Genomic DNA, 23,659 nt, shown 5'->3' on the forward strand with positions numbered 1-23,659 from the left:
CCTACCCCTTCCTTACCAGCTGACGGACTTGCCGGAGCCCTGTTTGATGATGGGCGTTTCACCTTCCCAGAATGCCAGGCCGGTAGCCAAATCGGTGAGGGTGAGCTGGATTGAGTATTCCACTCTCTGCTCACCACCAAGCTGATGGTTCTTCTGCATCAGCTTGCCGGACAGGCTCAGATCCGGCGCCTGCAGGGTGCCCTTGCGCTGTACGCCGGACTGGTCAAACTCTTCGGAGTCACGCAGCTCACGGGCACGCATGCTCATTTCGTCCTCGGCGCCGTTCAGGCCCACGGCGGTGGTGGTCACTACCTTGCCGGAGCGCAGCAGTGCCACCCGAATCTTCTTCACAAGACGGTCCGTATCAACCCGCTGCATGGTGTCATTGGTGATGCGGCTCACCACCATGATGTAGCGCCCCCCGTTGGGGTTGTCGACAACACCGCTGGCCAGCATGTCTTCCACCGCTTCAGTGGCGGCCCGATCGAAATCCCGGTAGTCCAGTGACATGGACACGGGGCCGTCGTCTGCCGCAGGGTCCACGTAACGGGTCTCGGTGGCACAGCCGGATACCAGTACCGCGGCCAGTATTATCAGAAAGGTATTCTTGAACATGGTGTTTCCTCGGGTTTATCGCATTTCACGCAGATGAAGCTGGAAAGATTCCACGGACGGGTGAGGTGCCGTGGCCTTGAAATAACGGTTCTGTTCGGGCAAAACCCGGGCCTCCCGGTAGCCCCGGCCTACGCCGGGCACGGCCATGCCTTGGCCATTGAACCAGGTCACCTTCCAACCGAAGCGGGTATCTGCCCGGCCTTCCACGGCGAAGGCCACCTGCAGCAGAGAGTCACCGGAAGGCTGACGCAGTCGCTCCTGGAACAATTCAGTAACAATCAGTCCGAACTGCACCTCGCGGTCCACGTTCAGCTCTTCGCGATCATAGAGCTCACTTCTCGGAGGCTGCATGGCGCATCCCGACAGAACGAGACCGAGCAAAGCCATGGTGATCAGATGCTTCACTGGTTATTACCTCCGCTTTCCGGGTTGGAGGCCGATGAGACTTCTGCCTTTTCCGGGACTGCCGGCAGCCGCGCCATGGAGCCTGGCGACGCTCCCTGAAGGTCCAGGGTCATCACGGTCGCGGGAGCCTGCAGACTCGGGCGCTTGACATACACCAATGTGAACGGCTGATCCGGAATGGTGACGCTACCGAGGGTGGTACCGTCGTCCTGGGCCAGGGTCAGCTCTCCATCCTGCGGTCGGCTGATACGGGTAACCTGCCAGTGGTCCGGCAAAGCCTGCCAGCCCCTCAGATCCGCCTGGGTTGTCGCGGCGGTGAGCAAGGCGGAACCAAGCTGCCCGGCAAGGCCGAAGCGTTCCGATGCCTCATTCTGGATGACCGCCTTGACCACCGCAGAGGCCACTGCCCGGGTCAACACACCGGTAAAACGGGCTTTCATTTCTGTTTGGAACACTGTTCCCATGTCTGACAGTACTTCCGTCTCCGCAGTAGTACCCTCGCCAGTAATGGCAATAAGGTGGCCGGGAATGGCTGACCGCGAGGCATACCTGGGCAGGGCAATACCGGTGTAGGCTGGCGCCTGCTGGTTGCCATGGAACAACAGCAACGGCACATCGAACCGCATTTCCTCAAGCACCGGCCCAAGACCATTTTCATAGACTACCCAGACCTGTGGCTTCAGCTCCTCCGGGCGCTGGCGACCTGCTGCCAGATCCTCAGCGAGTGCCAGGTCATTAAGCAGCTGGGGGCTGTCTTCATTCATCTGCGCGACACGCTTGAGCGAGTCCACCGCCTTGTCGTAGTCCGATGAAACCGCACCGTTGGCCAGGAAATAAAGTCCGTTCAGGTAGGTACTGGCCGGTACGATAAACTCCGAGTACACGGCCCACTGGGAAGGCTCACCGTAGTTACCGGCCACGGCCTGTTGGAGGCCTTCGCTTTGCAGGCTCTGGCGGGCAAACAACGCGCTGTTGGCGGCGCTGTCCTGCGGACTTTCCCCATCCTCAGCGTTAGCAGAAGCTGCCTCGGCTTCCGCAGCTTCACGAGCTTCCTCCGCAAGTTTTTCCTGCTGTTCTGCGATTTCGTCGGCAAAGAAATCGACGGCACGCCGGGTACGATCGTCGGCACGGTTGAACTCAATCCGGGCGTATTCATTGTTGCCCTCCGCCAGGAACGCCAGTGCCTTGTAGGTGTTCACCAACACCGCCTCTGACATCAGAGCCTCATAGTCACGGGCGGAATCATTGATCATCACGGCCATGAATGTTTCACCCGACTCTTCAGCCAGGTTCTCTGTGTCCAGGTACTTCATGCCTTGCTCGGCAAGGTCATAGTATTCGGCGGATTTACTGAAGTTTCCGTTCAGCCGATAAAGTTCGGCCTGGTGCAGGATCTCCAGCAGATGGGCCTCCGTGTCCACTTCCTTCTCGGAATCAATGTCGAATGCCATGCTCTGGAGGGCTGTTGTGTAGTCTCCGCTGGCATAAGCGGTGTTGAAATCCGTCATCTGTGAGCGATGCTGGAAAGACGCACAACCGGATATTGCAGTCGCTGCCAGGGCGGCAACGCCAAAACGAATGAGAGGTCTCACGCTGACTCCTTATTATCGGTTTTCCCTGGTGGGATCCGGGAGCCATGCGCAGCGATAACTCCCTTTATTACCATCGTCCAGGAATCAAAAATTCCTTAACTTCCGGTAACTTTAAACGGGAAGGAAGTCCGATAAAAAGAGTAGGAGAGAAACTATTGCTTCATTTTACATTAGTGATACATCTATTATTTACAACGTAACACAGCGTTACAAAGTGCTTATTTTTCAAACAGGTATCAAGATTTTCCGATCAGCTATTGATCGGCCCTGGCAAGACGGCTACGCGAAGACCCCTGATTCACAAGACCAGTCATAGCCACCCACCTCCCCGTTGTGCACCAATCCGGCGCTTAATGACCGAATGGCTGCCCGAGCGGCTCAGTCTTCCTGAGCCAGATTCCTGGCCGTAATCTCCACAATTCGCTGCCGCGCCTCGCGACTGGCCCAGGCCGAATGCGGGGTGACAATCAGGTTGGGGATATCCCCCGCCAGCAGGGGGTTGCCGTTGCGGGGCGGTTCTTCGGTGAGCACATCAAAGCCGGCGCCACCGATGGTGCCGGCGCGCAGAGCGTCGGCCAGGGCCTGTTCATCCACCAGGCCGCCGCGGGAGGTGTTAATGAGCAGGGCGGAAGCCTTCATCTGACCAAGCTCAGTAGCGCCGATCAGGTGTCGGGTCTCCTCGCTCAGCAGGCAGTGTAATGAAAGCACATCCACCTGGGGCAGGAGTTCAGCCAGCGGGATTCGCGGATAACCGTCCACCTCCCCCGGTTCCTGGCCGGGACGGCAACCGAGAACAACGTTCATGCCGAAGGCCCGGGCACGTTCGGCGACGCCCTGCCCCAGGTCGCCGTAGCCGATGATGCCCAGGGTCTTGCCCTCCAGCTCCATGATGGGGTGATCCATCAGGCAGAACATATCGCTCTGCGCCCAGCGACCCTCCTGTACATCTCTGCTGTAATCGACCAGCCGGGTGGCCAGCGCCAGGATCAGGGCCATAGTGTGCTGTGCCACGGTGGAGCGGCCGTAGCGGGTGACGTTGAGCACGCGGATGCCGTGGTCTTCCGCTGCCTTCAGGTCGATGTTGTTCAGCCCCGTGGCCACCACGGCGATGGTTTTCAGCTCCGGACAGGCCTTGAAGTGCTCGCGCCCCAGCAGCACCTTGTTGACCAGAACCGTATCGAAGCCCTGCAAACGGTCGGTAACCTGATCTGGCGCCGTGCGGTCATGGCAGGTCAGCCTGCCGGTTACCTGTTCAATAGGAACCAGGGTAATGTCATCGCCCAGAGTGCGGGCGTCGAGGAATACGGCTTTCACTGTTCTGCCTCCTGTCTTATGCTCAGGGAAACCACTTCAACCACCGACGGGGAAACGCATTATGGAGCATCAATTCTGGCACACCCGCTGGGAAAAGGGCGAGATTGGCTTCCATGAGGGTACGGTGAACAAGTACCTCCATGACCACTGGCCCGAGTTTTCCGGCGACAGCACCGATGCCGTTTTCGTTCCGCTATGCGGCAAGGCCCATGACATGTGGTGGCTGCATGACAGAGGGCACCCGGTGATCGGAGTGGAACTGAGCGAAGTGGCCTGCAAGGACTTTTTCGAGGAGGCACAGGAAAAGGCAAAGGTTCATCCTGGAGAGCCGTTTACCACCTTCCGGCACGATGATGACCTGGAACTCTGGTGTGGCGACTTCTTCCAGCTGGTCCCGGATGATCTGAAGCATGTGCGGCTGGTCTATGACCGGGCCGCCCTTATTGCCATGCCTCCGGAAATGCGCCGGGACTACGTGCAGCACCTGACCGCGGTCATCCCCGATGGCACTCGGATTCTGCTGATCACCCTGGACTACGACAGCAACGAGATGAAAGGCCCGCCGTTTAACGTCAGCGACCAGGAAGTGTTCGACCTCTTTGAGGGCGACTATGAGATTGATCACCTGCTCACCAACGACATGGGGCGGGACAGCCCGTTTGCGAAACGCAAAGGGCTGCGCAACGGCGCTACCGAGAGTGTTTTTTATCTCAAAAAGAACTAACGCGGGTGCGAACGCGGTTTTAACTTTTTTTTCAAAGCATTAGTAACGCATTCCAGGGGCGCCCCAGCTGCAGGGGCGCCTTTTTCATTTCTGTTCGTTTGTTTTTTGTACATGTTTGACCATGCTGGTGAGTGCACCCCTGTAACAAAAATTTACATAGAGGGAACTTCACCATGCTGCCCAGACTGCTGCTTCAACCCCTTATCATTCTGCTGGCTGTAATCGGGCTGGCTGCTGCCGGCCATGCGGCCAACCCCCACTACGACATCAGGGTACTGTCCAGCGCACCGGATCAGGTATCCGGGAATGATGTACTGGTACAGATACTGTTCAAGGACCGCCCTGTGAAATCGAGACCCGCGACACGCTCCCGGCTCAGACACCTGGAATTCTGGCTCAATGGCCAGCCCATCAAGCCCGAAATCCGGGCCGGGCGGAAGGGTCATGAAGTCCTGGTAACCGGCCTGCGGGAAGGTGAAAACCGGCTTGAACTGCATCACCGCCGTCAGGGTCCCCTCGCTTCGGTTTCACTGACAGCTCACCCGACCACCGGCCCCATTTTTTCGGGACCACAACAGTATCCCTTCGTGTGCACCGTTACCACGGAGCTCGGCAAACAGCCATTGGTCGATACAGACGGCGATACCGGTTTCCCGGTGCTTAGTGAAAGCGGCAACCAGATAGGCCTGAGCCGCGACTGTTCCATCGAACCCTATGTCACCTTTGTCTATCGCACCACGGATGGTCGCTGGGAGCCGCTCCCGGACGATGGCACCCGTCCGGACAACATGGCCCGCACTACCCTGACCGATGGCCGGACCGTGGACTTCATCGTCCGTCAGGAAAGGGGCACTATCAACCGGTTCATCTACAGCTTCGCCACCCTGGCAGATAACGGAGAGTCGCCATGGGAGGCGTCTGCCGACCACTGGAATGGGCGACTGCTGTTTCATTTCGAGGGCGGTGTCGCGATTGGCCACAGTCAGGGACGTATCAGCGGACGGGCACTGGAGCCAGAGGTACTGAAGAAAGGTTACGCGGTCATCTATTCCACCGGCACCCGTACCAGCAGCCACTACAACCTGCAGGTGGGTGGCGAGACTGCGCTGATGGTGAAGGAGCACTTCATCAAACGTTTCGGTGTACCCGACTACACCGTGGCCATCGGCGGCTCCGGTGGCGGCATCCAGCAGTACGTGTATTCCCAGAATCACCCGGACCTGCTGGATGGGGGGGTGCCTCAGTACTCTTACCCGGACATGATCACCCAGGTTATTCATATCGGCGATTGCGAATTGCTGGAACACTACATGGACGTGACTGACCGCAACAACCCAACCTGGTGGAACACCAACAACCGCAGCTGGCTGGTGGGCCTGAATGCCACTGACAACTACCCGGACCCCTTCGCTGATGCAAAGCGGGCGCTGGGCTATGGCACTGCCCCGGGCATGACCGAATGCATCCCGGCCTGGCGCGGCCTGACGGCTCTGGTACTTAACCCCAACTATGGCCAGGCCCGGAACCAGGAACTGATGCAACCCGCCGGGGTCATGGACGACGTCCAGTGGACCCACTACGATGACGCCCGCAACATCTACGGCCTCGATGAGAATGGCAATCCCCGCACCGTATACGACAACGTGGGCGTGCAATACGGACTCTCTGCCCTGGTCGAAGGGAACATCACCACCGCCGAGTTCCTGAAACTGAACGCACAGGTTGGCGGCTGGAAACACCCCAACGATATGGTTCAGGAAGGCTTTCCGTATCTGGGTGCCTTCTCACCGGCCAACTTTGATCCCTGGAGCCGCCGCAACATGATGCTCAGCCCGGATGGCGTGACCCCGGCGCCGCGCACCGAAGCGGATATCGAAGCCATCAACGCGGCCTACACGTCTGGCCTGGTGTTCGACGGCCAGCTCAACATGCCGGTGATCGACTGGCGTCATTACCTGGAGGAGGTGCTGGACATGCACAACAGCCATCAGTCCTTCTCGGCCCGCCAGCGCATCATTAACCGAATGGGCGATGCCGGCAATCAGGTGATCTGGTTCACGGACACCCGGCCAACGGACTACTCCGACCCTGAGGAGCCGGAGCCCCGGGAGGAATACAACCAGACCTGGATGGCCCTGGAAGTGCTTCATGACTGGATTACGAATATTCAGGACAACCCGCACCTCAGCATCGCCGAAAACCGGCCAGCCGAGGCTGTGGACGCCTGTTACAACACCGATGGCTCACTGATCGACGCGGGAGAAGACGTCTGGAACGGTATCCTCGACAGCAATGCCGAAGGTGCCTGCACCCGGCAATTCGAAACCTACACAACCTCCCGCATGGAGGCCGGTGGGCCGATCGAGGGAAGTGTCTTCAAATGCGCACTGAAGCCAGTGGAAGCCGCACTGAGCGACGGCACCTATGGCAACACGACCTTTACCGGGGAGGAAGTTGACAGGCTGCAGGAAATTTTCCCCAGCGGCGTCTGCGACTTCAATGAACCGGATCAGGGACGTCCTGCCGGCTGAGGGTCCTACCCCTGCGCCGATCCCGGCATCGCTTGCCTTGGCCGGGATCGGTCGCAGGACGAAAGGTCGGGGTGCGGCCCGTGACTTAATGGTCAGTCGGTCGGACTACCGCCCCCTTTGCTGCACACCTGGATTCACCGTTCCGCCGGTCCCGGTTTGGAGCCCTGCTTCCTGGTGGCACCGTCACCCACCTGGGTCTGACGAAGCACCCGCCACGCTCTGAAGATCCGCTCCGAAGAGCCTGCCAGTTGTATCGCTGAATGGTTCATAGCCTGCCTCCCTCAAGAAAACCAGCTACTGAAAATAGCAGCATTCGAAGGCAATTGAAAACGATTATCATTACGATAGCTAGAGATTTTCCCTTCCGCAGCCCCTGACGGACCTGTCTATAACGCCGTCATGATTTGCGAAGCCGGTTACAAAACCCTGCTAAAAAACCTCAAATTTTTGCCGAACTGGTACACCGTTCCCCTGTCCAAGCTCGTAGCGTTGAACTAAGCTGAAATTAAAGCCTCAATGAATGGAGGCTTCGCCGGACCACCGGAAACAGCTCTCCGGAGCACCTCCGGCAGACAGTCGTGTTTTCCATCCAACCATAAACAGAAACGTCCTCCCGCGGCGTCCAACAACGGGGAATATTGCGTGTAGTAGAGCTGATTCATTAGCAAGCGAGGGTTACCCATGAGCATATTGCAGCACTTCAAAGATCGGTATGACCAGACCCAGGAAGAGGAATACTCCCTGGAGGAATATCTGGAGATCTGCAAGAAGGATCCATCCGCCTATGCCACCGCCGCCGAGCGCATGTTGCTCGCTATCGGCGAGCCGGAGTTCATCGACACGTCCAGGGACCCGCGCCTGTCGCGCATATTTTCCAACAAGGTCATCCAGCGATATCCCGAATTTTCAGAGTTCTACGGCATGGAAGAAGCCGTGGAAAATATCGTGTCCTTCTTCCGCCATGCCGCCCAGGGCCTCGAAGAAAAGAAACAGATCCTCTACCTGCTGGGCCCCGTCGGTGGCGGCAAGTCCTCCCTGGCGGAGAAGCTCAAGTTCCTGATGCAGAAGGTGCCCTTCTACGCCATCAAGGGCTCGCCGGTTAACGAGTCACCCCTGGGGCTGTTCGATCCGCTGGAAGACGGCCAGATTCTGGAAGAGGAATACGGCATTCCCCAGCGCTATCTCAAACCCATCATGTCGCCCTGGGCGGTGAAGCGCCTCCATGAGTATGGCGGCGATATCAGCCAGTTCCGGGTGGTCAAGAAGTATCCGTCGGTACTGGATCAGGTCGCGGTGTCCAAGACCGAGCCTGGCGACGACAACAACCAGGACATTTCCGCCCTGGTGGGCAAGGTCAACATCCGCATGCTGGAAGATTTTTCCCAGGATGACCCGGACGCCTACAGCTTCAGCGGCGGCCTGAGCAAGGCCAACCAGGGGCTGATGGAATTCGTGGAGATGTTCAAGGCCCCCATCAAGGTACTGCACCCGTTGCTCACCGCCACCCAGGAAGGCAACTACAACACCACCGAAGGCATGGGTTCAGTGCCCTTCGACGGCATTATCCTGGCCCACTCCAACGAGTCCGAGTGGCAGACCTTCCGCAACAACAAGCACAACGAGGCCTTCCTTGACCGGGTGTACATCGTCAAGGTGCCCTACTGCCTGCGGGTGACGGAAGAAATCAACATCTACCGGAAGCTACTGACGCACAGCTCCCTCTCCGGCGCCCCCTGTGCGCCTGACACGCTGGATATGCTGGCCCAGTTCTCGGTGCTGTCCCGTATCAAGGAGCCGGAAAACTCCAGCATCTACTCCAAGATGAAGGTGTACGACGGCCAGAACATCAAGGACACCGACCCCAAGGCCAAGTCGATCCAGGAGTACCGCGATGCCGCCGGCGTCAACGAGGGCATGGACGGCCTGTCCACCCGTTTCGCCTTCAAGATCCTGTCCAAGGTGTTCAACTTCGACAGCACCGAGGTAGCGGCCAACCCCGTACACCTGCTCTATGTGATCGAAAAGCAGATTGAGCAGGAGCAGTTCCCACCCGAGGTGCATGAGCGTTACCTGCGCTTTATCAAGGAATTCCTGGCGCCCCACTATGTGGAATTCATCGGCAAGGAAATCCAGACCGCCTACCTGGAAAGTTACAGCGAATACGGCCAGAACCTGTTCGACCGCTACGTCACCTACGCCGACCTGTGGATCCAGGACCAGGAATTCCGCGACCCGGACACCGGCGAGATTCTCGACCGGCCGGCCATCAACGACGAGCTGGAGAAGATCGAGAAACCCGCGGGCATCAGCAACCCCAAGGACTTCCGCAATGAGGTAGTCAACTTCGTGCTGCGGGCGCGGGCCAACAACCAGGGCGAGAATCCCTCCTGGCTCAGCTACGAGAAGCTGCGTAGCGTGATCGAGAAAAAGATGTTCTCCAACACCGAGGACCTGCTGCCGGTGATTTCCTTCAACCCGAAGGCCAGCCAGGAAGACCAGAAGAAGCACAAGCAGTTCGTGGACCGGATGGTCGACCGGGGCTACACCGAGAAGCAGGTAAGGTTGCTGGCAGAATGGTATCTGCGGGTCCGCAAGTCCCACTGAGCCTGTTCTGACCTGACTGGAGTAACACTATGGGTATGACCCACATCGTTGACCGGCGTCTGAACGGCAAGAACAAGAGCGCGGTGAACCGGGAACGGTTCCTGCGCCGCTATCGCCAGCACATCAAGAAAGCCGTGTCGGATGCCGTGCAGAAACGTTCCATAACCGATATCGAGCGGGGGGAAAGCGTCAGCATCCCCTCCCGGGACATTCACGAACCCATCTTCCACCATGGCCAGGGTGGCAAGCGGGAGATGGTCCACCCGGGCAACCAGGAATTCGTCGCCGGGGATGAAATCCCCAAGCCGGAAGGCGGTGGCGGGGGCGGCTCAGGCGCCGGCCAGGCCAGCCCCGACGGCGAGGGCATGGACGAGTTCGCCTTCCAGATCACTCAGGACGAGTTCCTGGACTTCCTGTTCGATGACCTGGAACTGCCCAACCTGGCTCGCAAGAAGCTCAAGGACACCGAAGCGTTTACCCTCCAACGCTCCGGCTTTACCTCCCAGGGCGTGCCCGCCAAGCTGGATGTGGTGCGCTCATTGCGGGGCGCCCACGCCAGGCGACTGGGCCTGAGCGGTGCACGCCGTAAAAAGATCCGTGAACTGGAGGCCCAGCTCGCCGCCCTCAGGGATGCCCCGGACGACCTGGACCCGGCATTCAGCCATGCCGACCAGATCGAAGCGCTGGAATCGGAAATCGCCCGGCTCAAGGCGAATGTGCGCCGCATTCCGTTCATCGACGAGATCGACCTGCGCTACCGGCAGCATGTGAAGAAGCCCAAACCCGCCACCAGCGCGGTGATGTTCTGCCTGATGGACGTGTCCGGCTCCATGACCCAGACCCACAAGGATATTGCCAAGCGCTTCTTCATCCTGCTGTACCTGTTCCTGAAGAAGAACTACAAGAAGATCGACGTGGTCTTCATCCGCCACCACACCAGCGCCAAGGAAGTGGACGAGGAAGAGTTCTTCTACAGTCGGGAAACCGGCGGCACCATCGTGTCCAGCGCGCTGAAGCTGATGCACAAGATCATCGAGTCGCGCTATTCACCGGACGAGTGGAACATCTACGCGGCCCAGGCATCAGACGGCGACAACTGGAACGACGACTCCCCCATCTGCGGCAAGATCATGGCGGAACGCATCATCCCTCTGGTGCAGTATTACTCCTATGTGGAGATCACGCCCCAGGATCACCAGATGCTGTGGTACGAGTACGAAAAGATCATGGAGCGCTTCCCGCAAAGCTTCGCCATGCAGCAGATCGCCGATCCGGCTGAAATCTACCCGGTGTTCCGCCAGTTGTTCGAGAGGAAAGCCGCATGACACATACCATCGAGCACCCCAAGCTGCCCGATCGTGAACAGGTCCGGCCAGATCCGATTTCCACCGGGTCAGAGTGGACCTTTGACCTGATCCGGGAATACGACGAAGAGATCGCCAAATGCGCCGAAGAGTTCGGCCTGGACACCTACCCCAACCAGGTGGAGGTAATCAGTGCCGAACAGATGATGGACGCCTACAGCTCTGTGGGCATGCCCGTGGGTTACCATCACTGGTCCTTTGGCAAGCAGTTCCTCAACACCTCCAAGGGCTACCAGCGGGGGCAGATGGGCCTGGCCTATGAGATCGTGATCAACTCCAACCCCTGCATTGCCTATCTGATGGAGGAGAACACCCTGCCCATGCAGGCACTGGTTATTGCCCATGCCTGCTACGGCCACAACTCCTTCTTCAAGGGTAACTACCTGTTCCGCACCTGGACGGATGCCAGCGCCATCATCGATTACCTGGTGTTTGCCCGGAACTACGTTGCGGAGTGCGAGGAGCGACACGGTGTCGAGGCAGTGGAGGAGATCCTGGATTCCTGCCATGCCCTGATGAACCATGGCGTTGACCGCTACAAGCGCCCGCCACCCATTTCAGCAGCGGAAGAGCGTCGCCAGCAGAAGGAACGGGAAGAATACATCCAGCGCCAGCTCAACGACCTGTGGCGCACCATTCCCAAAATGGGTGATGAGGATGAGGACTCCGAGCGCCGCCGCCAGCGGTACCCGTCGGAGCCCCAGGAAAACATCCTCTACTTCATCGAGAAGAACGCCCCGCTGCTGGAAACCTGGCAGCGGGAAATCATCCGCATCGTGCGCAAACTGGGGCAGTATTTCTATCCCCAGCGCCAGACCCAGGTCATGAACGAGGGCTGGGCCTCCTTCTGGCACTATACCCTGCTGCACCGCATGTATGAGAAAGGCCTGGTCACTGACGGCTTTATGCTGGAGTTCCTGCAGAGCCATACTGCCGTTATCTACCAGCCGCCGTTCAACAGCCCCTGGTACAGCGGCATCAATCCTTACACCCTGGGTTTCTCCATTTTTTCCGACCTGCGCCGGATGTGTGAGAACCCCACGGACGAAGACCGGGCGTGGTTCCCCGACATTGCCGGCAGTGACTGGCTCGAGACGCTCCATTTCGCCATGCGTAACTTCAAGGACGAGAGCTTCATCCAGCAGTTCCTGTCACCCAAGGTGATGCGGGACATGAAGCTGTTCTCCATCGAGAACGATGATCAGGAGGAGGTCTACCGGGTAACCGCCATTCACGATGACCCCGGCTACCGGCCCCTGCGGGAAAAACTGGCCCGCCAGTACAACCTCAGCTATCGGGAGCCGAATATACAGGTATGGAATGTGGATGTGCGGGGTGACCGCTCGCTGACCCTGCGTCACATCCCGGTGGACCGGGTGCCCCTGGGCGATGATGCCGACGAGGTTCTGCGGCACGTGCACCGACTCTGGGGGTTCGATGTGCACCTGGAAAGCGTGGATGATGGTACGGTTGTCGCTGAACACCACTGCCCACCCGCGGATCTGGATGACGAATAACGGCCCTGCTGGCACGGCGTTGGGTAACCACCCCAGGGCCGGGCCAGTGTCCCGTCAGCGGTTTACCCGGACAGGTTAAACCTCAGACTTCGTCCGGCGATATGATCACCCCATGGTTTCGCAACAGGTCTGAAAAGGCCTTCGCTGTGCTGGGTCGGCTGAAGTAGAACCCCTGGGACTCATCACAGGACACCCCCCGCAGGAAAGCCTCCTGGGCTTCGGTTTCCACCCCCTCGGCAATCACCGTCAGGCTCAGGGTACGGGCCATGTTAATGATGGCTTCGGTGATGGCCCGGTCATGGTCACTCTCCGGCAGGTTACGGATGAACGACCGGTCCACCTTCAGGGTATCAATGGGGAAACCCTTGATCTGTGCCAGGGAGGAGTACCCTACCCCGAAATCATCCAGGGCCGTGCGAACGCCTATTTCCCGCAGCTGTGTCAGGGTGCGGATGGTGTGATCCGGGTTCAGCATCACCATGCTTTCGGTGAGCTCCAGTTCCAGCAGCTTTGGATCCATCCCGCTTTTGTCCAGGGCGTCATGGATGTGCTGCAACAGGTCCGGATCTGAAAACTGCCGGGCCGAGACATTCACCGCCATCTTCACCGGCGGTAAGCCCTGACGCTGCCATTCCACGTTCTGTCGGCAGGCGGTCTCCAGTACCCAGCGTCCAATGGGAATAATGGAGCCATTCTCCTCACACAGGGGGATAAACTGCTGCGGAGAGATCTCGCCCATTTCCGGATGTGTCCAGCGCAGCAGGGCCTCAACGCCGGTTATACGGTTGGTTTTCAGGTCGAGCTTGGCCTGATAGTTCAGTACGAACTCATTGTTGACCAGGGCGTTGCGCAGGGCCGCCTCCAGCACGAGCCGTTCGTTGGACAGCGACTGCATGCCGGGCACGTAGAACTCGTAGGTGTTCTTGCCCTTCTCCTTGGACAGGTACATGGCGGTGTCCGCATTCTTCATCAGCGTCTACTGGTCTTCCCCGTGTTCCGGATAGACACTGATGCCGATACTGGCGGTCACCCGGCACTCCTGCCCCACGACGTTCACCGACTCCAGCGCCGCGTCCAGCAGCTTGCGGGCCACCAGTGCGGCGTCGTTGGCTGCAGCCACGTCATGGAGCAGCACCACGAATTCGTCGCCGCCCAGCCGGGAGAGAATGTCCGACTCCCGCAACACGGCTCTCAGGCGCCGGGCCATCTCCTGCAGCAACTGATCACTCGCAGCGCTGAGGTTACCGTCTACAGAGTTGACCTGATCCATCGGTTCCCCTTTCCTGTCACTCTGAATTCCAATGGCTGTCTTGCCCCGCCAGTGCCCAGGTATTCCTGCCATTGTCCTTGGCCTGATACATGGCAAGGTCCGCCGCTTTCATGAGCGCCCTCTGGTTTTCGCCGTGATGCGGATACAGGCTGGCTCCGATACTCAAGGTGACCACCAGTGGCTGACCATCCACCTGGACCGGGTCCTGGGCAGCCGCCAGCAGCTTTTCTGCCACCCGCTGCGCGTGTTCCCGCCGGTCAATATTCTGCACCAGTACCACGAACTCATCGCCCCCCAGGCGCGCCAGCACATCGTGCTCACGCAGGACGCAGCGAAGCCTGCCTGCCATCTGCTCCAACACCCGGTCACCGGCGTCGTGGCCCCAGGTATCGTTGATCTGTTTGAAATTATCCAGGTCGACAAACATCAGGGCCGGGTTATGGCCGGTCCGGTTGACCGAGGCAATGGCCTGGTCCAGCAGATCTGTCAGCAGGTTCCGGTTCGGCAGGCCGGTCAGGCTGCAGTGGGTTGCCAGGTAATGGGCCCGGTCCTCCGCTTCCCGTCGCACCTGTTCCCGTTCAAACGACTGCAGTGCAAAGGCAATATTTTCCGCCATGCGCACCAACAGGCCGACAATTTCCTCGTCAAACGCGTTCTTTTCCCGGGAACACAGATGCAGGGTGCCAATAGCCTTGCCGTTCAGCAGAATGGGAACCGAGGCCACTGCCTTGAGCAGGGTACGGCTGCGCATCTGTTGGTGCCAGGGGCCCGTGCGACGGTCTTTGAAATAGTCATTGGAGACGGCAGGCTTACAGGTTCGAAACGCGGTTCCGTTAAGGCCGCGCCCCTCGGGCCGGTCCGGTTTGATCGATATGACGGTCTCCATCAGGACTTCACGGCCATAGCCGGCCATGGCTTTCATCTCCATCAGGTCAGACCCGGGGCGGGGCATCAGAATCGCCGCTGTCGTCATGCCACCGCTGTCGATGGCGGCATCACATACCGCCTGAAACAACTCCTCTCTGGACGATGAGCGGATAATGGCTTCATTAGTGGCACTCAGCGCGGCATAGATTCTCTTGGTGCGGTCGGCGGCCCGTTCCGCGAGAACGCGGCGGGTCACCTCACGGGAGACAATAACAATCACGCCCCGGCCATCAAGTTCCTGATAACGGAAGTGGGCCTCCCACCAGCCACGACGCGACCTGCCCTTGTTGACCATCAGGCGCGGCTCGTCCGTATAGCCCACCAGGCCTGCCTGCCGGGCACGGCCATAGGTTTCACGGACAGCGGCCGGGGCTTGCTGGGTCAGTTCCGGTGCCGTCATGGAAAGCAGCTCATCCCGGCTGTAGCCGGTCATGTCGCAGGTGGTCTGATTGACATAGAGATATTGCAGGGACGACGCATCGCAGACCAGGATGCAATCCGGAGAGGAATTGAGGAATGCACTGAGGTTCTTGTGCAGGTCCTCATCAAGGTGTTCCCCTGCCATTTTTAACTCCCAACAGCGTACGACTGTCTTTTTGTTCTTCTTACAGGTTAGCCTTATCTGGACCGGGTGGCCAGATCGTTACCGATTAGCTGTGCAACCAAATGTAACCTTGCGCGACGGGTTATCAAGATTAGCCTGTTTGTCTCCCAATCGATATGCTGAAGCATCATTTTCACACCCTTTTACAGTTCTCCCGGCGGATTCGACAGCCCGGGTCCGATGCTTCAGCAACAGGAGGCTCCCGAAGCATGGTTTTTCTGCCACCGGATAACATCACGATGCATGCCCCCCCAAAACAGGTCAGCTTGCCGCCGGGCCGATTATGACCGAACGCCCGGCAAGCGCTCCGTACGAGCTACCCCCGATCTTTGCCGGCCCTATCCTTCGCCGGACCGTGGAGAATCGCCTGTGCCTGTGGCTTGCAGGTCGTCCGGACCTGGTTTTCCTGGTACGAGTCACCTGCCGGGATCAGTTCCTGGTAGACCGCCCCCTCCGAGAGGAAGAAGTCACGGCCCTGCCTGTGGGCCGGCATGCCACCATCTGGTTGCTGGATGTACAGCTTGACGAGCGCCTGCCTGAAGGCGAATGGCTGCACTACGACGTATGGATTCGTGACCGTAACTCAGGCTGGCAAGGCCTCCGGGATTGGGCATCTCACCTGAGCTATGGGGATTCTCACCTGCCCCGTTTTGTCCATCATCGCTCGATCGGCAAACTGTTTCATGGTTCATGCCGGCGCCCCCATCACCCCAGCGCTGACGGGCTCAGGCGGGTTGACCGAGAGCTGCGGCAGGCCGCCAGTCCGTCGGACCAGCCGGCCCTGCTGATGCTCACCGGTGACCAGATCTACGCGGACGATGTGGCCGGCCCCATGCTGCACGCCATCCATTGCGTGATCCGCAGGTTGGGGCTCTTCCAGGAAGACCTGGACGCCGCCGATATCCATAACAGCAATGAGCTGTTCGATCATCCACTGGGCTACTATCAGCGAGACCAGCTATTGCCGGAGTCTGAGTTTAATGAGGCCGTTACCGAGAAGTTCTTCGGCGGCGTCCGCAAGCCGGTCTTTACCACCGCCAGTGCCGGCAACCACCTGATCTCGTTCAGTGAAGTGCTGGCCATGTACTTTCTGGTCTGGTCGCCGGTGCCCTGGCAATGGGTCGAGGGGCAACCCCAATTGGACAACCCAGAACTGGCACAACGTTACCGGGCCGAAAATGAGACCATTGAACGCTTCCGTGAGGGGCTTCCGGAAGCCGCCAGGGCGCTGGCCAATGTCCCCGTCTACATGATCTTCGATGATCACGACATCACCGACGACTGGAACCTGTCTGCCCTCTGGGAAAGCACCGCCTACCAGCACCCCTTCTCCCGAAGGATTATCGGCAATGCGCTGATGGCCTACCTGATCTGCCAGGCCTGGGGTAACGATCCACAGCGCCTCCTGCCGCTGCTTGAGCAAGTGAAACCGGTTCTGGATCCTGAGCGCGGAGACGATGGTCTGCTGAACAAGACGCCCCACGACACGCTGATCGGCAAGATGCTGGATTTCAACAGCTGGCATTACACCCTGCCCACCTCACCGAAACTGATGGTCCTGGACACCAGAACCCGGCGATGGCGCAGCGAACTGGCACGGTCACGGCCCTCCGGCCTGATGGACTGGGAAGGCCTGACCGAGTTCCAGCATGAACTGCTCGGGGAGTCTTCGGTGATCGTGGTATCACCGGCGCCAATGTTCGGTGTCAAGCTGATCGAAACCATACAGATGATGTTTACCTGGGCCGGCAGGCCACTGACAGTAGACGCCGAGAACTGGATGGCACATCGCGGTGCCGCCAACGTGCTTCTGAACATTTTTCGCCACACCGGTACCCCGGAGAACTTCGTTATCCTGTCTGGCGATGTGCACTACTCGTTCGTCTACGACGTGAGACTCCGGCAGCGGCCGGAAGCGCCCCGGATCTGGCAGATCACCAGCAGCGGCATCAAGAACGAATTTCCCGATTCGCTGCTGGACTGGCTGGACCGCCTCAACCGGTGGCTCTATGCCAGCCGGTCGCCACTGAACTGGTTCACCAAGCGTCGCCGCATGCGGATTTACCCGCGCCTGCCGTCGGCGCGGAGCCGGGGTGAGCGATTATGGAACCAGGCCGGCATCGGGGAGGTTTGCCTGTCACCCGACGGCCAGCCCGAGACCATCCGGCAACTGGGCTCCCTCGGGCAGGATTGCCGCTTTGACCCCGGGGAGATTAACTCCCCGAGCTCACAAACCGATCAGGTCCACCAGCCAGGGTACGATCAGGGCAGTGGCGAGCGCTGACAATGCCATCGCCAGGCCGGAAAACGCCCCCATGGTCTTGCTGACCTGGAAAGCCCTGGCGGTACCGATGCCGTGAGCGGCCACCCCCATGGCAATGCCCCGGACACTGTCATCCCGGACCCGGAACAGGTCGAACAGGCGCGTACCCAGCACGGCCCCGACGATTCCCGTCACCACCACCAGCACCGCGGTCAGTGACGGCAGCCCACCGATGGTTTCGGAGATGCCCATGGCCACCGGCGCGGTGGCTGACTTGGGCGCCAGTGAAAGCTGGGTCTGACCGGAGGCCCCCAACAACCAGGCCAGGGCAACAGAGCTACCGGCCGCGAAGATAACCCCGGACACAATGGCAATGGCCACCGGCAGCCAGAGCTGTCGCAGCCGGTTCAGCTGCTGATACAAAGGCACCGCCAGCGCCACCGTGGCCGGCCCCAACAGGAAGTGGACGAACTGGGCCCCATCGAAGTAATCCTGATAGGGAATACCGCTGGTGAGCAGCACCAGGATAATCATCACCACCGCCACCAGCACCGGATTCAGTAACGGCGACCCGCCCCCGCGCTGATAGAGCTGAAACGCCAGCAGGTAGGCCACCAGCGTCATGGTCAGTCCCAGCAGTGGCGAGGCGGAGAGGTAAACCCAGATGTCGGCAAGATCCGGATCAGTCACGGTCCTTGCCTCCCCTGTCATGGTAACCCGGCGCCAGCCAGCGGGTTGCCAGCATCATAACGCCGGCAGTCACCAGCATCGTCAGCAAGGTGGTGACCAGCAACACGACCACGATAGGCAGCCACTCTGCCAGCAGTCTGTCGGCATGGACCATAATGCCCACGCCGGCGGGCACGAACAGCAGGGAAAGGTGGCCCAGAAGGCCCGAGGAAGCGGTATCCAGAGGCGCGGGCACCCGCCTGAGCAACAGCAGCGACACAAACAGCAGGAGCATGCCCAGCACCGGGCCGGGCACCGGCCACTCCAGCAGGCGGACCGTGACCTCTCCGATCAGCTGGAACACCAGCAGCCAGGTGATACCGTTGAGAAACATCATGGGGCAGACCCGTTACAAATGAGAAGGATTTTCTTTACTATTACCAAATGTTGAAGTTCCTTTTCCAGGCGACACCATGGTACCGGATACACAGACGCCCCAATCAAGAATCGGACAGGTCCTGCAGTTTATCCACTGTCATCTGGACCAGCCATTGACGGTGGCCTCCCTGGCCGCTCTGGGTGGCTGGTCACGGTGGCAGTTCCAGCGGGTCTTTGCCGCCCATACCGGCTCATCGGTGGCGCAGTACATTCGCGAGCTGCGACTCAGCAAGGCTGCCGAGCAGTTGCTCTGTACGGGTGACCGCCAACTCGATATCGCCCTGTCCTGCGGTTTCGAGTCCGATATCAGTTTCAGTCGCAGTTTCCGTCAGTACTTTGGCTGCTCCCCCGGACAGTATCGCAACCGGGGACTCCGCTGCCACCTTCGGGCGCCCATACCCGTATCACCACTACCTGCCCCGCCCACGTCCGATAGCCCCTACCGGACCCGCATACGGGTGGAGTCCCGGCCGGCGTTTGATGTTATCGGACTGTCCTGCCAGATCCACGGTATCTATTCGCCCACGCCGGACTTTGCCCAGCGGGTACCGGACCTGTGGCGGCGCCTCGGCACCCGCCACAGTCTTCCGGAAGATGCCGCCAGGCTGGGCGTCATGGATGTGTCCGGCGATGGGGGTGATCACTGCTTCCCCTACTGGGCCTGCGTGGAAGCCGCGGCCTGGCGCGACCACCCGCCACTGCCCCGCTTGACGGTGCCGCCGCAGGAATACGCGGTGGTCCCTTTCCAGGGCCCTGTCGCCGGCCTTGAGCAAACCCTGTCGTGGTTCCTCAACCAGTGGCTGCCAGCCTCCGGCTATCAGGGCTGCTACGGCTTTGACCTCGAAATCTACCCCGCCGGCGCTCGCCAGAACATTCCGGGCAACCACATCTCGGTGGAATACTGGGTTCCCATCCGCGCCGCCGGGAACAGAACGCGACCCATGCACCAAATGGTTAAGTGAACGCCTGTCAACCAGATTATAATGCGAATGATTCTCATAACGCGCACAGCGATCGCGTGCGCCCATTTTCATCGCAATGCAGGACATGTTCATGCCCACCAAGACGTTCTTCCATCGTTCGCTGCTCTCGCTGGCCATCGCCAGTACAGCCGCTTCCGGTAACTTCGCACTGGCCCAGGACAGCAGCCAAGGCACAGAACTGGCGCCATTGACGGTCTACAGTGACACCTACCGGAACACTGCGACGAAAACCGCACTGGAACCAGATGAAACACCCCAGAGCATTACCGTCGTTGACCAGACAGCACTGGACATGCGGGGCGCCGAGTCCGTGGCCGAGGCGCTTCGCTATGCCCCGGGGGTGAATACCGAGCTGCGGGGCGGCGCGATCAACCGACTGGACCTGTTCAGTATCCGCGGCTTCATCAACTATCAGAATTACTACGACGGCCTGCAGCTGCTCTACAACGACTGGAACCTACAGCCCCAGGTCGACCTGATTGCGGTGGAACAGGTGGAGGTCTTCCGCGGCCCCACATCTTCCCTGTACGGCAGCATGCCACCGGGCGGCATGGTGAACCTGATCGGAAAGAGTCCCTCTACCGAATCTTTCAACCGGGTTGAACTCTCAGGCGGCACCCAGGACCTGAAGCAGGCATCCTTCGAGAGCACGGGTCGGATTGGTGATAGCGACCTGTCCTACAGCCTGGTCGCACTGGGCCGTGACAAGGATGGTCAGGCAGAGACCACGAAGGAAGAGCGCTACCTGTTCGCCCCCTCCGTGGACTGGCAGATCACGGACGACACACTGCTGAACGTAAACCTGTATTACCAGAAAGACCCGGAAATGGGCATGTACACCACCGTGCCCGCCTCCACCCTGTTCAAGGATAACCCCAACGGCCACCTGGACCAGGATGCTTTCTCCGGCGACGCGAACTGGAACGAGTTCGACAAGGAAGTGCTGATGGCAGGCTACAAGATCAACCACAACTTCAACGACGACTGGAATTTCCTCCAGAACTTCCGATTCACCGATGCCGACGCGTATCAGTCCAATACCTACAGCACCGCACTGGACGCTGACAACCGCACCCTCTACCGCAGGGCCTACCTTACCGATGAGGCGACCACCGGCTTTACCGTGGACAATCAACTTTCAGGCCGCTTCAAGACCGGCGCCTTGTCACACAACGTGTTGATGGGCGTGGACTACATCAAGCTCGATTCCGATATCGCCTATGAAGATGCCGCAGCGCCCGCCATTGACCTTTACAACCCTGACCATACTCAGATCGACCCCGACATGAATCTGAGCGGTACCGCTTACACTTCGGACTTCGAGCTCTCCAAACGGCAGCTCGGTATCTACCTGCAGGATCAGATCCGCATCGACCAACTGGTACTGATCGGCGGTGCACGCTGGGACGACTTCAGGGGCACCGAGGAAGGCACCAAGTACGGCGCCAGGGTCGACAATGAGCTGGAGCAGGACAACTGGTCATACCGCATTGGGGCCCTGTACGAGTTCGACAACGGGGTGTCTCCCTACGTGAACTACGCTGAAAGTTTTGAGCCCCTGGAAGGCAGTGACCGTAACGGCAACGAGTTTGATCCTTCTACCGGCAAGCAATTCGAAGTGGGCAGCAAGTTCACATCAGCGAATAACCGTCACAGAATTGATGTCGCACTCTTCCAGGTCGTGAAGGAAAACGTCCCGACCCGTGACCCAAACGGCACTGCCTATGACAAGGTTCAGGCCGGCGAGGTACGCTCGCGGGGCGTCGAGGTGGAAGCCTCCAGCCAGCCCACCGACAACCTGATGCTGTCGCTGGCTTACACCTACCAGGATATGGAAGTGACCGAAGACAACTCTGGCCTGGAAGGAAAGACGCCGGTATGGGTTCCTGAACAATTGCTCTCTGCCTGGGCGGACTACACTTTCTATGATGGCGATGCGGCAGGTCTGACACTGGGTGCTGGCGTTCGCCACATCGGTGAGTCGCAGGTCAATGCCGCCAACACGGCCGGTAAAGTACCCGAGGTAAACCTGGTCGACCTGGCCCTGACATACGACCTCAGGCATCTGGCATCAGATCTGACCGGGACTGAGGTGGGACTGTCCGTGAACAACCTCTTCAACGAGGAATACTACACCTGCTTCGACGAGCTGAACTGCTGGGTCGGGGCGGAGCGTTCAGTGCAGGCCAAGGTCTCCTACACCTTCTGACACCCGGCCCCAAAAGACAAAGCCCGCCATCTGGCGGGCTTTGTGTTATTCCCTACCAGCCAGTCAGGCCGTCACACACTTGGCAAACCCGACAAGGCCATGCCCAGCTCGGCGTCGTCGTACTCGTAATCCCCCAGCTCACCGGCAAAGTACGAGGTATAGGCCGCCATATCGAAGTGGCCATGGCCGCAAAGATTGAACAGGATGGTTTCCGAGGTACCTTCCCGCTTGCATCGCAGCGCTTCCTCGATCGCCCCCTTGACCGCATGGTTGGCTTCCGGTGCGGGCACGATGCCCTCTGCCCGGGCGAACAGCACGCCGGCTTCAAAGCATTCCCGCTGGGTGTAGGCCGTGGCTTCGAACAGGCCCAACTCCTTGGCGTGGGACACCATCGGCGCCATGCCGTGATAACGCAGGCCGCCGGCGTGGAAGCCCGGTGGCGTAAAGCTGGACCCGAGGGTATGCATCTTGGTCAGCGGCGTCATGTGGGCGGTGTCGCCGTAATCGTAGGCAAATTTGCCACGGGTCAGGGTCGGGCAGGCGGAAGGCTCCACCGCCACAATCCTGGGGCTTTCGCCGCCACGGAGGGCGTGGCCCATAAACGGGAAGGCGATGCCGGCAAAGTTGGAACCACCGCCGGTACAGCCCACAATCACATCCGGCCAGGTGTCAGCCATTTCCATCTGCTCCATGGCTTCCAGCCCGATGACCGACTGGTGCACCAGCACATGGTTCAGCACCGACCCGAGGGCGTACTTGGTGTTGGGGTCCTGCACCGCCAGCTCCACCGCTTCCGAGATGGCAATACCCAGGCTGCCGGTATGGAGGGGGTTCTCCGCCAGCACCTTGCGTCCGAACTCGGTCATCTCAGAGGGTGAAGCAACACACTTCGCCCCGTAGGTTTCCATCACCGCACGGCGGTAGGGTTTCTGGTCGTAGGAGACCCGGACCTGGAAGACGTTCACGTCCATATCGAACAGGGAACCGGCAAAGGCCAGCGATGTGCCCCATTGCCCGGCCCCGGTTTCAGTGGTCAGGCGGTTGATGCCTTCCTGCTTGTTATAGAAGGCCTGGGGAATGGCCGTGTTGGGCTTGTGGCTGCCAGCAGGGCTGACGCCCTCATACTTGTAGAAGATTTTCGCGGTCGTACCCAGTGCCTTTTCCAGGCCATGGGCCCGGTACAGGGGCGCCGGACGCCAGAGACGATAAACCTCCTGCACGGGCTCGGGGATCTCGATTTCCCGCTCGGTGCTGACTTCCTGCTCGATCAGGGCTTTCGGAAACAGGGGCTCGAGGTCCGCAGGGCCCACCGGCTGTTTGGTTGCCGGGTGAAGCACCGGTGCCATCGGCTCGGGGAAGTCCGCCTGGATGTTGTACCAGCTTTTGGGCATGCGGGTTTCGTCAAGGAGATACTTTGTTGTCATTTTTCAGGGTCCTTAGTCAGCACTACGTATTCGCTCACATTACCATATCATCCCGACTGTGAGCCTGCTTCACATCAATAACCCAGCTCCCGGGCGCCACCCCGGGTCACTGGCTTCATTACCAATTTGTCGCCAACCAGTCCCCCTTGCTCTGTTAATCTCGGCATCAATTCCCGACGGGAAACCGGGTGGGAACGCCTGTAATA

At 59.5% G+C, this 23,659-nt stretch carries 19 protein-coding genes; 8 read left to right on the forward strand and 11 right to left on the reverse strand.

Going from position 1 to position 23,659, the window contains the following annotated elements; genetic code table 11:
* Positions 1-12: 12 nt before the first annotated feature.
* The 4 genes from lpoB to ACFOZ5_RS09030 form a co-directional block, all read right to left on the reverse strand.
* A complete protein-coding gene (gene lpoB, locus ACFOZ5_RS09015; protein WP_379886710.1) occupies positions 13-615 on the reverse strand; it encodes a penicillin-binding protein activator LpoB in 603 nt (200 codons plus the stop codon).
* Positions 616-630: 15 nt separating this feature from the next.
* Positions 631-966 (reverse strand): hypothetical protein, encoded by a 336-nt coding sequence (locus ACFOZ5_RS09020; RefSeq protein WP_379886711.1) that lies wholly within the window; start codon positions 964-966, stop codon positions 631-633.
* A 50-nt stretch (positions 967-1,016) separates the two neighbouring features.
* Complete coding sequence (locus tag ACFOZ5_RS09025) at positions 1,017-2,612, reverse strand: COG3014 family protein (RefSeq protein ID WP_379886712.1); 1,596 nt, start codon at positions 2,610-2,612, stop codon at positions 1,017-1,019.
* Between the two features lie 378 nt (positions 2,613-2,990).
* Positions 2,991-3,926, reverse strand: a complete 936-nt coding sequence (locus ACFOZ5_RS09030) for a D-2-hydroxyacid dehydrogenase (protein ID WP_379886713.1) — start codon at positions 3,924-3,926, stop codon at positions 2,991-2,993.
* A 61-nt stretch (positions 3,927-3,987) separates the two neighbouring features.
* Here ACFOZ5_RS09030 and tmpT point away from each other — a divergent pair, with 61 nt between their 5' ends.
* Entirely contained in the window at positions 3,988-4,650 is a 663-nt protein-coding gene (tmpT, locus tag ACFOZ5_RS09035) for a thiopurine S-methyltransferase (protein WP_379886714.1), read from the forward strand.
* A 173-nt stretch (positions 4,651-4,823) separates the two neighbouring features.
* Entirely contained in the window at positions 4,824-7,181 is a 2,358-nt protein-coding gene (locus ACFOZ5_RS09040) for a DUF6351 family protein (RefSeq protein ID WP_379886715.1), read from the forward strand.
* Between the two features lie 134 nt (positions 7,182-7,315).
* Here the strand turns inward: ACFOZ5_RS09040 and ACFOZ5_RS09045 are convergent, their stop codons facing one another.
* Positions 7,316-7,450, reverse strand: coding sequence for a hypothetical protein (locus ACFOZ5_RS09045; protein ID WP_379886716.1), 135 nt, complete (start codon positions 7,448-7,450; stop codon positions 7,316-7,318).
* A 412-nt stretch (positions 7,451-7,862) separates the two neighbouring features.
* Between ACFOZ5_RS09045 and ACFOZ5_RS09050 the strand changes: the two genes are divergently transcribed.
* The 3 genes from ACFOZ5_RS09050 to ACFOZ5_RS09060 are packed head-to-tail and all read left to right on the forward strand — an operon-like array spanning position 7,863 to position 12,666.
* The gene (locus ACFOZ5_RS09050) at positions 7,863-9,785 is read left to right on the forward strand and encodes a PrkA family serine protein kinase (protein ID WP_379886717.1); all 1,923 of its coding nucleotides are present in this window, start codon (positions 7,863-7,865) and stop codon (positions 9,783-9,785) included.
* Positions 9,786-9,820: 35 nt separating this feature from the next.
* A complete protein-coding gene (locus ACFOZ5_RS09055) occupies positions 9,821-11,110 on the forward strand; it encodes a YeaH/YhbH family protein (RefSeq protein WP_379886884.1) in 1,290 nt (429 codons plus the stop codon).
* Positions 11,107-12,666 (forward strand): SpoVR family protein, encoded by a 1,560-nt coding sequence (locus tag ACFOZ5_RS09060; RefSeq protein WP_379886718.1) that lies wholly within the window; start codon positions 11,107-11,109, stop codon positions 12,664-12,666. The genes ACFOZ5_RS09055 and ACFOZ5_RS09060 overlap by 4 nt, the downstream gene beginning before the upstream one ends.
* A gap of 82 nt (positions 12,667-12,748) precedes the next feature.
* On the opposite strand, the gene ACFOZ5_RS09065 is transcribed toward ACFOZ5_RS09060, so the two are convergent.
* From ACFOZ5_RS09065 to ACFOZ5_RS09075, 3 genes are read right to left on the reverse strand one after another with little or no spacing between them, the layout of a single operon-like run.
* Positions 12,749-13,636, reverse strand: coding sequence for a putative bifunctional diguanylate cyclase/phosphodiesterase (locus tag ACFOZ5_RS09065; protein WP_379886719.1), 888 nt, complete (start codon positions 13,634-13,636; stop codon positions 12,749-12,751).
* 6 nt (positions 13,637-13,642) lie between these two features.
* A complete protein-coding gene (locus tag ACFOZ5_RS09070) occupies positions 13,643-13,936 on the reverse strand; it encodes a diguanylate cyclase domain-containing protein (RefSeq protein WP_379886720.1) in 294 nt (97 codons plus the stop codon).
* Between the two features lie 16 nt (positions 13,937-13,952).
* Positions 13,953-15,428 (reverse strand): sensor domain-containing protein, encoded by a 1,476-nt coding sequence (locus ACFOZ5_RS09075; protein ID WP_379886721.1) that lies wholly within the window; start codon positions 15,426-15,428, stop codon positions 13,953-13,955.
* 322 nt (positions 15,429-15,750) lie between these two features.
* Here ACFOZ5_RS09075 and ACFOZ5_RS09080 point away from each other — a divergent pair, with 322 nt between their 5' ends.
* Positions 15,751-17,751 (forward strand): alkaline phosphatase D family protein, encoded by a 2,001-nt coding sequence (locus ACFOZ5_RS09080; protein WP_379886722.1) that lies wholly within the window; start codon positions 15,751-15,753, stop codon positions 17,749-17,751.
* Here ACFOZ5_RS09080 and ACFOZ5_RS09085 read toward each other — a convergent pair.
* Together ACFOZ5_RS09085 and ACFOZ5_RS09090 are read right to left on the reverse strand one after the other, a co-directional pair.
* Positions 17,695-18,420 carry an LrgB family protein gene (locus ACFOZ5_RS09085; RefSeq protein WP_379886723.1) on the reverse strand — a complete coding sequence of 242 codons (726 nt, stop codon included), beginning with the start codon at positions 18,418-18,420 and terminating at the stop codon, positions 17,695-17,697. The two genes, ACFOZ5_RS09080 and ACFOZ5_RS09085, sit on opposite strands and share 57 nt — an antisense overlap.
* Complete coding sequence (locus ACFOZ5_RS09090; protein ID WP_379886724.1) at positions 18,413-18,796, reverse strand: CidA/LrgA family protein; 384 nt, start codon at positions 18,794-18,796, stop codon at positions 18,413-18,415. The genes ACFOZ5_RS09085 and ACFOZ5_RS09090 overlap by 8 nt, the downstream gene beginning before the upstream one ends.
* Before the next feature lie 76 nt (positions 18,797-18,872).
* Here ACFOZ5_RS09090 and ACFOZ5_RS09095 point away from each other — a divergent pair, with 76 nt between their 5' ends.
* Together ACFOZ5_RS09095 and ACFOZ5_RS09100 are read left to right on the forward strand one after the other, a co-directional pair.
* A complete protein-coding gene (locus tag ACFOZ5_RS09095; protein WP_379886725.1) occupies positions 18,873-19,799 on the forward strand; it encodes a helix-turn-helix domain-containing protein in 927 nt (308 codons plus the stop codon).
* Positions 19,800-19,890: 91 nt separating this feature from the next.
* Positions 19,891-22,029 carry a TonB-dependent siderophore receptor gene (locus ACFOZ5_RS09100; protein WP_379886726.1) on the forward strand — a complete coding sequence of 713 codons (2,139 nt, stop codon included), beginning with the start codon at positions 19,891-19,893 and terminating at the stop codon, positions 22,027-22,029.
* A gap of 71 nt (positions 22,030-22,100) precedes the next feature.
* On the opposite strand, the gene ACFOZ5_RS09105 is transcribed toward ACFOZ5_RS09100, so the two are convergent.
* The gene (locus ACFOZ5_RS09105; protein ID WP_379886727.1) at positions 22,101-23,453 is read right to left on the reverse strand and encodes a TrpB-like pyridoxal phosphate-dependent enzyme; all 1,353 of its coding nucleotides are present in this window, start codon (positions 23,451-23,453) and stop codon (positions 22,101-22,103) included.
* Between the last annotated feature and the right edge of the window lie 206 nt (positions 23,454-23,659).

Source organism: Marinobacter lacisalsi, from assembly GCF_042651045.1.
Lineage (GTDB): Bacteria > Pseudomonadota > Gammaproteobacteria > Pseudomonadales > Oleiphilaceae > Marinobacter > Marinobacter lacisalsi.

Coding starts and splice junctions, on each gene's coding strand:
- lpoB (WP_379886710.1), bottom strand. CDS start 615: ATGTTCAAGAATACCTTTCTGATAATACTGGCCGCGGTACTGGTATCC.
- ACFOZ5_RS09020 (WP_379886711.1), bottom strand. CDS start 966: ATGCAGCCTCCGAGAAGTGAGCTCTATGATCGCGAAGAGCTGAACGTG.
- tmpT (WP_379886714.1), top strand. CDS start 3,988: ATGGAGCATCAATTCTGGCACACCCGCTGGGAAAAGGGCGAGATTGGC.
- ACFOZ5_RS09040 (WP_379886715.1), top strand. CDS start 4,824: ATGCTGCCCAGACTGCTGCTTCAACCCCTTATCATTCTGCTGGCTGTA.
- ACFOZ5_RS09045 (WP_379886716.1), bottom strand. CDS start 7,450: ATGAACCATTCAGCGATACAACTGGCAGGCTCTTCGGAGCGGATCTTC.
- ACFOZ5_RS09050 (WP_379886717.1), top strand. CDS start 7,863: ATGAGCATATTGCAGCACTTCAAAGATCGGTATGACCAGACCCAGGAA.
- ACFOZ5_RS09055 (WP_379886884.1), top strand. CDS start 9,821: ATGACCCACATCGTTGACCGGCGTCTGAACGGCAAGAACAAGAGCGCG.
- ACFOZ5_RS09060 (WP_379886718.1), top strand. CDS start 11,107: ATGACACATACCATCGAGCACCCCAAGCTGCCCGATCGTGAACAGGTC.
- ACFOZ5_RS09065 (WP_379886719.1), bottom strand. CDS start 13,636: ATGAAGAATGCGGACACCGCCATGTACCTGTCCAAGGAGAAGGGCAAG.
- ACFOZ5_RS09070 (WP_379886720.1), bottom strand. CDS start 13,936: ATGGATCAGGTCAACTCTGTAGACGGTAACCTCAGCGCTGCGAGTGAT.
- ACFOZ5_RS09075 (WP_379886721.1), bottom strand. CDS start 15,428: ATGGCAGGGGAACACCTTGATGAGGACCTGCACAAGAACCTCAGTGCA.
- ACFOZ5_RS09080 (WP_379886722.1), top strand. CDS start 15,751: ATGACCGAACGCCCGGCAAGCGCTCCGTACGAGCTACCCCCGATCTTT.
- ACFOZ5_RS09090 (WP_379886724.1), bottom strand. CDS start 18,796: ATGATGTTTCTCAACGGTATCACCTGGCTGCTGGTGTTCCAGCTGATC.
- ACFOZ5_RS09095 (WP_379886725.1), top strand. CDS start 18,873: ATGGTACCGGATACACAGACGCCCCAATCAAGAATCGGACAGGTCCTG.
- ACFOZ5_RS09100 (WP_379886726.1), top strand. CDS start 19,891: ATGCCCACCAAGACGTTCTTCCATCGTTCGCTGCTCTCGCTGGCCATC.
- ACFOZ5_RS09105 (WP_379886727.1), bottom strand. CDS start 23,453: ATGACAACAAAGTATCTCCTTGACGAAACCCGCATGCCCAAAAGCTGG.